Origin of the sequence: Tahibacter sp., from assembly GCF_035481375.1 — a bacterium.
Taxonomy (GTDB): domain Bacteria; phylum Pseudomonadota; class Gammaproteobacteria; order Xanthomonadales; family Rhodanobacteraceae; genus Tahibacter.
Map to the genome: position 1 here is coordinate 1 of NZ_DATIGT010000100.1, position 8194 is coordinate 8194.

General features: G+C 69.6%; 10 protein-coding genes. 6 read left to right on the forward strand and 4 right to left on the reverse strand.

What is annotated here, in order from left to right; translation table 11 throughout:
• The 3 genes from VLF18_RS05955 to VLF18_RS05965 all read left to right on the forward strand — a co-directional run.
• Positions 1 to 1212 (forward strand): hypothetical protein (locus VLF18_RS05955; protein WP_325278700.1); only part of this gene is annotated, 1212 nt, incomplete at its 5' end.
• A 130-nt stretch (positions 1213 to 1342) separates the two neighbouring features.
• Entirely contained in the window at positions 1343 to 1753 is a 411-nt protein-coding gene (locus VLF18_RS05960; protein WP_325278701.1) for a DUF6491 family protein, read from the forward strand.
• Positions 1754 to 1834: 81 nt separating this feature from the next.
• The gene (locus VLF18_RS05965; RefSeq protein WP_325278702.1) at positions 1835 to 3061 is read left to right on the forward strand and encodes an NAD(P)/FAD-dependent oxidoreductase; all 1227 of its coding nucleotides are present in this window, start codon (positions 1835 to 1837) and stop codon (positions 3059 to 3061) included.
• A 50-nt stretch (positions 3062 to 3111) separates the two neighbouring features.
• Here VLF18_RS05965 and VLF18_RS05970 read toward each other — a convergent pair whose 3' ends face one another.
• The 4 genes from VLF18_RS05970 to ftsY form a co-directional block, all read right to left on the reverse strand.
• Positions 3112 to 3384 carry an oxidative damage protection protein gene (locus tag VLF18_RS05970; protein WP_325278703.1) on the reverse strand — a complete coding sequence of 91 codons (273 nt, stop codon included), beginning with the start codon at positions 3382 to 3384 and terminating at the stop codon, positions 3112 to 3114.
• Positions 3385 to 3409: 25 nt separating this feature from the next.
• Complete coding sequence (gene mutY, locus VLF18_RS05975; protein ID WP_325278704.1) at positions 3410 to 4468, reverse strand: A/G-specific adenine glycosylase; 1059 nt, start codon at positions 4466 to 4468, stop codon at positions 3410 to 3412.
• Positions 4465 to 5109: an AsmA family protein gene (locus VLF18_RS05980; protein WP_325278705.1), complete on the reverse strand. Its 645-nt coding sequence runs from the start codon at positions 5107 to 5109 to the stop codon at positions 4465 to 4467. Before VLF18_RS05980 ends, mutY begins: the two co-directional genes overlap by 4 nt.
• Before the next feature lie 189 nt (positions 5110 to 5298).
• On the reverse strand, positions 5299 to 6447 hold the full coding sequence (gene ftsY / locus VLF18_RS05985) for a signal recognition particle-docking protein FtsY (RefSeq protein WP_325278706.1): 1149 nt from the start codon (positions 6445 to 6447) through the stop codon (positions 5299 to 5301).
• An 84-nt stretch (positions 6448 to 6531) separates the two neighbouring features.
• On the opposite strand from ftsY, the gene rsmD reads away from it, so the two are divergent.
• The 3 genes from rsmD to VLF18_RS06000 are packed head-to-tail and all read left to right on the forward strand — an operon-like array spanning position 6532 to position 8158.
• Positions 6532 to 7104 (forward strand): 16S rRNA (guanine(966)-N(2))-methyltransferase RsmD, encoded by a 573-nt coding sequence (rsmD, locus tag VLF18_RS05990; RefSeq protein ID WP_325278707.1) that lies wholly within the window; start codon positions 6532 to 6534, stop codon positions 7102 to 7104.
• A 36-nt stretch (positions 7105 to 7140) separates the two neighbouring features.
• On the forward strand, positions 7141 to 7626 hold the full coding sequence (gene coaD, locus VLF18_RS05995) for a pantetheine-phosphate adenylyltransferase (RefSeq protein ID WP_325278708.1): 486 nt from the start codon (positions 7141 to 7143) through the stop codon (positions 7624 to 7626).
• A gap of 43 nt (positions 7627 to 7669) precedes the next feature.
• Entirely contained in the window at positions 7670 to 8158 is a 489-nt protein-coding gene (locus VLF18_RS06000; RefSeq protein ID WP_325278709.1) for a hypothetical protein, read from the forward strand.
• Positions 8159 to 8194 lie beyond the last annotated feature (36 nt).

The window sequence follows — 8194 nt, forward strand, 5'->3', positions numbered from 1 at the left end:
CCCGCTGCGCCGGCCGCTCCGGCGGCGCCTTCGCGCGGATGCCGCGTGCTGTTCGGAACGTGCACCTCGATCCACAGCGAAAACGACAATCTCGACATCACGATCGGCGAGACCGGCCGCAAGCTGAGCTACCGTTCCCGCGGCAAGGTCGTGTTCAACGGCGACGACAACGGCATTGCCTCGCTCGGAGACGGTGCGCAGGTGTCGTGGGAGGAATCGGTCCGCGGCGAGACGCGCAAGGTCGAATACCGCGGCTCCGGTACGGCGATTACCGCGCGCTACTGGTTCAACGGCAAGGAGCAGCCGCTCGACGCCGACGCGACTGCGTGGATCGCGCGCATCGTGCCGCAGCTGCTGCGCGAAGCCGCGATCGACGTCGAAGGCCGCGTCGCGCGTCTCGTCGCGCGCGGCGGCAACGATGCCGTGCTCGCCGAAGTCGAGTTGATCATCTCGGACTACGCGCGGGGCCGCTATCTCGGCGAACTGCTGCGTACGCGCAAGCTCACCGACGGCGAACTCGATCGCGCGCTGCGGCAGATCGGGAAGATCGGTTCGGACTACGAGAAGCGCCAGGCGCTGGCCGCCGCGCTCGCGAGCCAGCAGCTCGGCAAGCCGCAGCTGCGTGCGGTCATCGCCGCCGTGGCCGATATCGGCTCGGACTACGAACGCGCCGAGCTGCTCGCCGACAGCGCGATGCGCGTCGCCGGTGACGATGAGCTGCGCGGCGCCTGGCTCGCCGCGGCCGCGGCGATCGGCTCGGACTACGAACGCCGCCGCAGCCTCGAGAAGATGCTGCGCGTCGCGCGCGGTGATGCGGCGCTGCTCGAGATCATCGACGCCGGCGACGGCATCGGCTCGGATTTCGAACTGCGCGAACTGCTGAGCGGCATCGCCGAAAAGGCCGACGACGCGAACGCGGTCGCGGCGCGCTATACGCAGGCAGCCAAGCGGCTCGGCTCGGACTTCGAGCGTCGCGAAGCGCTGGTCGCGCTGCTGCGCGCCGGCTCGCTCGGCCGCGAGGGTGCGCTGGCCGTGCTCGATGCGGCTTCCGGCATCGGTTCGGACTTCGAATGCCGCGAAGTGCTGGTCGAAGTCGCGCGGCGCATGCGCGACGACGCGTCGGTGCGCGAACGCGCGCTGCGCGTCGCGGACAAGCTGTCCGACTTCGAGCGCGAGCAGGTCGAGGACGCGTTCGGCGTGGTCCGCGGCTGAATCCGGCTTACGCTGCCACGGACGGCGGCGGGCTGAACGCGCGTCATCGGAATCTGCGAAGCTCCTGCGACCCTGGAGCGCCCTGGGCTCGTCCCCATCTCGGAGACGAAACCCTCACCGGAGATTTCCCATGTCGAACCGAATTCCGACCGTCGCGGCGGCGCTGCTCGCACTCGCCGCCGTCCTGCCGGCGCAGGCCATGACCGACAGCGAGCGCGAACGCCTCGCCGAGTACGAGCGCTTCGCCGGCGAACCCGTCAAGGACATGCCGTTCTGGCGTCTGCAGAGCTACGAAGCGCTCGGCAACGAAGCCGTCGTGGTCTGGACCGGCGTCAACAAGGCCTGGCTCATCAAGGTGCTGCCGCCGTGCACCGATCTGCCCTGGGCCAAGGCCGTAGGGCTGAGTTCCACCAATCATCGCGTCAGCGCGAAATTCGATCACGTGGTCGCCGGCGGTGATCGCTGCAACATCGCGTCGATCCAGCCGGTCGACGACAAGGCTGTACGTGCCGCGCGCAAGGAAAAACGCGAAACCAAATGACCTGCGGCGTTTCGTCGCCGCGACCGTCGGTCGCAGGAGCGTTTGCTAGCCTCGCTCGCAGGAAACGGAGGCGTGCGGCGCGTGGACATAGCGATCGTCGGATACGGCACGGCGGGGCAGGCGGCCGCGAGGCTGCTGCAGCGGCCGGGGCACCGGCTCGATCTGTTCGAACGCGCGCCGCGGCCGCGACCCGTCGGTGCGGGGCTGTTGCTGCAGCCGACCGGTCTTGCCGTGCTCGACGAACTCGGTCTGCGCAATGCGGCGCTCGCCTGCGGCGAGCCGGTGCAGCGTCTGTGCGGCGACACCGTCTCGGGGCGCCGCGTCATCGACATGGACTACGCGCACCTGGGCCTCGGATGCGGGCTGGGCATACAGCGCGGCGCATTGTTCGAACTGCTGCGCGACGCGTCGGTCGAGCGGCATCTCCATGCCGGCACGGCCATCGTCGACATCGACGCGCAGCGCGGCGAACTGCGCGACGACGCCGGGCGTCGCCATGGGCCTTACGATCTGGTGCTCGTCTGCGGCGGTGCGGCCAGCGCACTGCGTCCCGCCGCGCTGACGCGCCGCGACCGGCCGTATGCCTGGGGCGCATTGTGGACTTTGTGCGCCGATCCGCAGCGACGCTTCCAGGCGCAGCTGCTGCAGCGCTATGACGGTCCTCGGCGCATGGCAGGTCTCGTGCCGGTCGGCGTACTGCCGCGTGAAAGTGCTGCGGAACGCAAGATCGGATTTTTCTGGAGCCTGCCCGTACGCGAACTCGATGCCGCGCTCGCGCGCGGCGTCGACGCCTGGCGTGCGGACGTCGTCAGTTTCTGGCCGGACGTCGCGCCGCTGCTCGACAGCGTGACCGACGTGCGCCAGCTCATGCCGGCGCAGTACCGCGATGCGATCCTGCGCCGCTTCCACGACGGCCGCGTCGCCTGGCTCGGCGACGCGGCGCACGCGATGAGCCCGCAACTCGGGCAGGGCGCGAACATGGCGCTGCTCGATGCCGCGGCGCTCGCGCAGGCCGTGGAGGAATGCGCCGGCGTCCCGGCGGCGCTGCGGCGCTACGACCGCGAGCGCCGCAGCCACGTCGCGATCTATCAGTTCGTGAGCCGCTGGCTGACGCCGCTGTTCCAGTCGGAACTCGACTGGGCCGGCCGGCTGCGCGATATCGGTTTCGGCCGGTTCGCGAAACTGCCCGTGCTGCGCGGCGAAACATTGAAGGTATTGGCCGGCGTGAAGCGCGGCCTGTTCGGCAGCGTGGCGGCAGGTCGCCGGCATGTGCGTCGAATCGGGGAAATTGCAGAAACGTATAAATAGCGCGTCGGCGAGGCGGCGTGCCGAGACGCGCCCTTACGATTCCCGGCTTCTCAGCCCTCAGGCTCCACATACCCCGCCGGCTTGGCCGACCCTTCGCCGAAGAAGTACTTCTCGACCTCGGCCTGCAGGAAGGCCCGATGCTTCGGGTCGAGCGGCGACAGCCGGTTTTCGTTGATCAGCATGGTCTGGTGCGCGAGCCATTGGCCCCACGCTTCCTTCGACACCGAGTCGAACAGGCGCTTGCCGAGTTCGCCGGGCCAGGGAGCGAACGCGAGCCCTTCGGCTTCGCGGCCGAGCTTGATGCAGTGAACGGTGCGGCTCATGGAATCTCCGGTGGTGCGTCGATGATCAGTCGGGCAGGGACTGCAGCAGCCGGCGGACCGGCGCGGGCAGGCCGAGCTGTGTGTATTCGTCGGCTGTATACCAGCGCAGGCCGTCGCCGTCGGCCGCGCGCGGCAGCGGCACGGCGCGCGCGAGCAGCGGCGTGACCGCGAGCCGATAGTGGCTGAACACGTGTACGAAACTGTCAAGTGTGCGCGCGTGGTCGATGCGCGCGCCGGCTCGGCGCGCCGTGTGCTCCGCGGCGTCGACATCGCTCGCTTCGGGCAGGCTCCAGAGTTCCGCCCAGACGCCGGTACTCGGGCGCCGCTGCAGCAGGACGCGGCCGGCGTCGTCGCGCAGGATCAGCATGCAGGTCGCGCGCGTGGGACTCGTCTTCGCGGGCTTCCGCGCCGGCAGTTCGGCCGTGCGCCGTTCGCGCAGCGCAATGCAGCCGCCGGATACGGGACACACGCCGCAACGCGGCCTGCTGCGCACGCAGAGCGTCGCGCCGAGATCCATGATGGCCTGCGTGTAGTCCGCCACGCGCGCGTCGGGCGTGTTGTCCTCGGCGTGCTGCCACAGCGTGCGCGCGGTCGCCGTCGCGCCGGGCCAGCCGTCGACGCCGTGATAGCGGCTCAGCACGCGCTTGACGTTGCCGTCGAGAATCGCGCGGCGCTGCCCGAAGGCCTGCGCGAGTATCGCGCCCGCGGTGGAACGGCCGATGCCGGGTAGTGCGGCGAGCGCGTCGAAGTCGTGCGGCAGCTCGCCTCCGTGACGCTCGACGCAGAGCTTCGCGGCCTTGTGCAGATTGCGCGCGCGACTGTAGTAGCCGAGTCCCGACCAGAGTCCGAGCACCTGATCGACCGGCGCCGCGGCGAGCGCCGGGAGGTCGGGCAGCGTGTCGACGAAACGCCGGAAGTAACCGATGACGGTCGCGACCTGTGTCTGCTGCAGCATGATTTCCGAGAGCCAGACGCGATACGGCGTGCGCGGCGTCTGCCACGGCAACTGCTTGCGGCCGTGCCGGTCGTACCAGTCCAGCAGCGCCGGCGCGAAATGCGTGTTCGGGACCGCCGCTGCGCTCATTGGGCCGGTCCGGATTCGACGCGAATGCCGTCGAGGCGCACGCCGTCGAGTTCGATCGTCTCGATCTGCGCGCTGCCGGGCAGCGGCGGCAGCGCGCTCGCGTTCGGCGCCGCCTGCACGAGTTCGTACCACCAGCGTTGCAGGCGCTGCGCGTCCATGTCGCCGGCGAAGTCGATGCCGCGCGCGAACGGCTTGCCGCCGCGCGTCAGCACGGCGCCGTCGATGCGCAGGTGCAGACTGAGATCCGGAACCGCCGCGGTGTCGTCGCCGGCGGCGAGCCAGCGCTGCAGTGCGTCGAGTTCGAGCTGCGGTCTCGTCAGCAGCAGTTCTTCGATGACGAGGCGCGAATCGAACAGGCTGCTCCAGGGCAGGCTGACGTCGACGCGTTCGACCGCGAGCAGCGGCGCGGTCTCGCCGGGCAGCGCGAAGCGCGCGTCGTCGAGTTCGAGGCGCAGACGCGGCCACAGCGCATAACGCGCGGGACCGGTGAACGCGAGGTCGAGGCCGAGCCGCGAGCGCGTCTGCTCGGCGAGCAGCGCGGCGACGCGGCCGGGCTCGGCATAGTGGCGCAGCAGCAGGAAGGCGCCGGCACTCAGGGCCAGCAACGCAACTGCAATCTTCAGCGCGCGGGACTTTCGCATCTATGCCAAAAAGTGAATTGATGGATATTCACGGCGCAGGCATAATGCCGCGGCCGTCGGAACAACCCAGGATGGAGCGTTCCCCGGCACTGCTCGCGCCCAAGCTGGCCCCCCTGGCGGAAAGCGTGAGCGGACGTGGCGGCGAGCAATCGCCGCCACGTCCACCTTCACGTTTTCTTTCCCTTCGCATCAGGCGCCGAGCGCCGGCGGCAACAGGCCGTCGACGAATGCGGTCGCATCGAATTCGCGCAGGTCGTCGAGGCTTTCGCCGAGGCCGACGAAGCGCACCGGCAGCCCGAATTCCTTGGCCAGCGCGAAGATCACGCCGCCCTTGGCGGTGCCGTCGAGCTTCGTGACGACGAGACCGGTCACGCCGATCGCGGCGCGGAACTGGCGTACCTGATTGACCGCGTTCTGGCCCGTCGTGCCGTCGATGACGAGCAGCACTTCGTGCGGCGCGTCCGCATCGAGCTTGGCGAGCACGCGGCGGATCTTGCCGAGCTCGTCCATGAGTCCGCCCTGCGTGTGCAGGCGGCCGGCGGTGTCGGCGATCAGCAGGTCGGCGCCGCGCGAGCGGGCCGACTGCAGCGCGTCGAAGATCACGCTCGCGGCGTCGGATCCCGAGCCCTGCGCGATCACCGGCACCTGATTGCGCTCGCCCCAGGTCCGCAACTGTTCGACCGCGGCGGCGCGGAAGGTGTCGCCGGCGGCCAGCATGATGTTCAGTCCGTGCTGCTGATAGCGCCGCGCGAGCTTGCCGATCGTCGTCGTCTTGCCGACGCCGTTGACGCCTACCATGAGCATGACGAACGGTTTGCGCGTGGCGTCGACCGCGAGCGGCCGCTCGATCGGCGCGACGAGCTGGACCAGCGCCTGGCGCAGCGCAGCGAGCAGCTGGTCGGCATCCTCGAACTCGCGCTTGTTGAGGCGTCTGCGCAGGTTCTCGACGAGTTCGGTGCTGGCCGCGACGCCGACATCGGCGGTGATCAGCGCGGTTTCGAGTTCGTCGAGCAGCGCTTCGTCGAGCTTGGGCTTGCGCGAGAACAGGCTGCCGAGACTGCGTGCGAACCCGCTGCCGGACAGGCGTTCGCGCCAGCTCCGCTTCGCGGGGGCGGCGACGGCGGTCATCGCGACGGCGGAGGCGGCCGCTTCGAACGCCGGTTCGCCGGCCGGCGATTCAGCCTCGGCCGCGGCGGCGTCGATCTCGGCAGCGACCGGCGGAATCGTCGCGTCGGCGGGAATCAGCGCGTGTTCGGGCGGAGCGGCGGCGTCGGCCGCGTCGGGAACCGCTGCAGGCGTTTCGGCCGGCTTCGGCGTCTTCTTCCAGAACTTGAACATGAGGCGGGGGATTCAACGAGAATATCCGGCCATGCTACCACCGACCCGCGACTGCCCCGTCGCGATCGCGACCGGAAACCCAACGTGCCTGCAGCGCCCGGCAAGATCCGCATCATCGGCGGCAGCTTGCGCAATTCCCGCATCGAGGTGCCCGACCGGCCCGGCCTGAGGCCGACGCCCGAGCGGGTTCGTGAAACCCTGTTCAACTGGCTCGCGGCACACGTCGGCGGTGCGCGCGTGCTGGACCTGTTCGCCGGCACCGGCGCGCTCGGACTCGAAGCGCTGTCGCGCGGCGCGCGCGAGGCGGTGTTCGTCGAGCGCGACCCGGGTCTCGCGGCCGCGCTGCGCGCGAACCTCGCGCGGCTGCGGCAGGACGCGCGCGCGCGCGTCGTCGTTGCCGATGCGCTCGATGCGTTCGCGACGCTCGACGGAACCTTCGACCTCGTATTCCTCGACCCGCCGTTCGCGAACGACCTGTGGAGCGCGGCCGCGGCCGGGCTGGAGCAGGCCGGCCTGCTCGGCGGCCGTGCGCTGGCCTACGTCGAGGCACCCGTCGCGGCCGCACCGGCGCTGCCGCCGGACTGGGTATTGCACAAACAGACGCGCGCCGGCGACGTCTCGGCCGCGCTCTATCGCCGCGCCGCGACCATGGCTTAAGCTTGCACGGTTAAGTCCAGCCCTGGTAGCTCTGTGATGGCCCGCATCGCGGTTTATCCCGGTACGTTCGATCCGATCACCAACGGTCACATCGACCTCGTGAGCCGGGCGGCGCCGCTGTTCGACCACATCGTCGTCGGCGTCGCCGACAGCACCAGCAAGGGGCCGTGCTTCAGCCTCGACGAACGCATCGCGCTGGCCCGCCTCGCGCTGGCCGGCCTGTCGAATGTCGAGGTTCGCGGATTCTCGGTGCTGCTCGCCGATTTCGTCCGGGAAATCGGCGCCGGCGTGATCCTCCGCGGACTCCGCGCGGTGTCGGATTTCGAGTATGAATTCCAGCTCGCGAGCATGAACCGGCATCTGATCCCGCAGGCGGAAACCCTGTTCCTGACGCCGGCCGAACAGTACAGCTTCATTTCCTCGTCGCTGGTCCGCGAAATCGCGCGACTCGGCGGCGATGTGTCGGGCTTCGTGCATCCGGCAGTGCAGCAGGCGTTGCGCCAGCGCTGGCGCGGCAATTGACCCGTTTCATCCTTCCACGCAGGTGATCCCCATGCGCAAGTTCATGCAAGCCGCCCTTCTCGGGCTCCTGTCCTCCGTCGTCCTGACCGCTTGCGAGAAGCAGGAAGAAACGGCGCCCGCGCCGGTCGCCGTCGAAGTGAAGATGCCGACCAACGCGACCGACCGCAACGCCTGGAAGCAGTACCTCGTCGACGTCGTCAAGCGCAACATGGCCGGCGTCACGTCGAGCCGTCCCTATCTCTACTTCGTGCCGGGCGGCGAAGACCAGGCCGCGATGGACGAGCGCATCAACCAGCTGCAGAACGTGCAGACCGTCGTCGCGCGCACCGTGCTGCCGGGCAACATGCTCGCGTTCGGCGGTCCGGACTCGAAGCTGACCGGCGACCTGATCATCGACGCGTTCAAGGACGCCAAGGCCGGTGCGTTCAAGGACGTCATCGTGCTCTACGTCGGCGCGCCCGCCGATCAGCAGCGCGTGCAGGATGCCGTCGCCCCGTCGGGTGCGACGTTCCGCTTCGTCGAAATGAAGTAATGCCTGCGGCCTGCGCGCGCCGGTGCTCCCGGCGCG

Coding starts and splice junctions, on each gene's coding strand:
- coaD (WP_325278708.1), top strand. CDS start 7,141: ATGGCCCGCATCGCGGTTTATCCCGGTACGTTCGATCCGATCACCAAC.
- mutY (WP_325278704.1), bottom strand. CDS start 4,468: ATGAGCGCAGCGGCGGTCCCGAACACGCATTTCGCGCCGGCGCTGCTG.
- VLF18_RS05980 (WP_325278705.1), bottom strand. CDS start 5,109: ATGCGAAAGTCCCGCGCGCTGAAGATTGCAGTTGCGTTGCTGGCCCTG.
- ftsY (WP_325278706.1), bottom strand. CDS start 6,447: ATGTTCAAGTTCTGGAAGAAGACGCCGAAGCCGGCCGAAACGCCTGCA.
- VLF18_RS05970 (WP_325278703.1), bottom strand. CDS start 3,384: ATGAGCCGCACCGTTCACTGCATCAAGCTCGGCCGCGAAGCCGAAGGG.
- VLF18_RS06000 (WP_325278709.1), top strand. CDS start 7,670: ATGCAAGCCGCCCTTCTCGGGCTCCTGTCCTCCGTCGTCCTGACCGCT.
- VLF18_RS05960 (WP_325278701.1), top strand. CDS start 1,343: ATGTCGAACCGAATTCCGACCGTCGCGGCGGCGCTGCTCGCACTCGCC.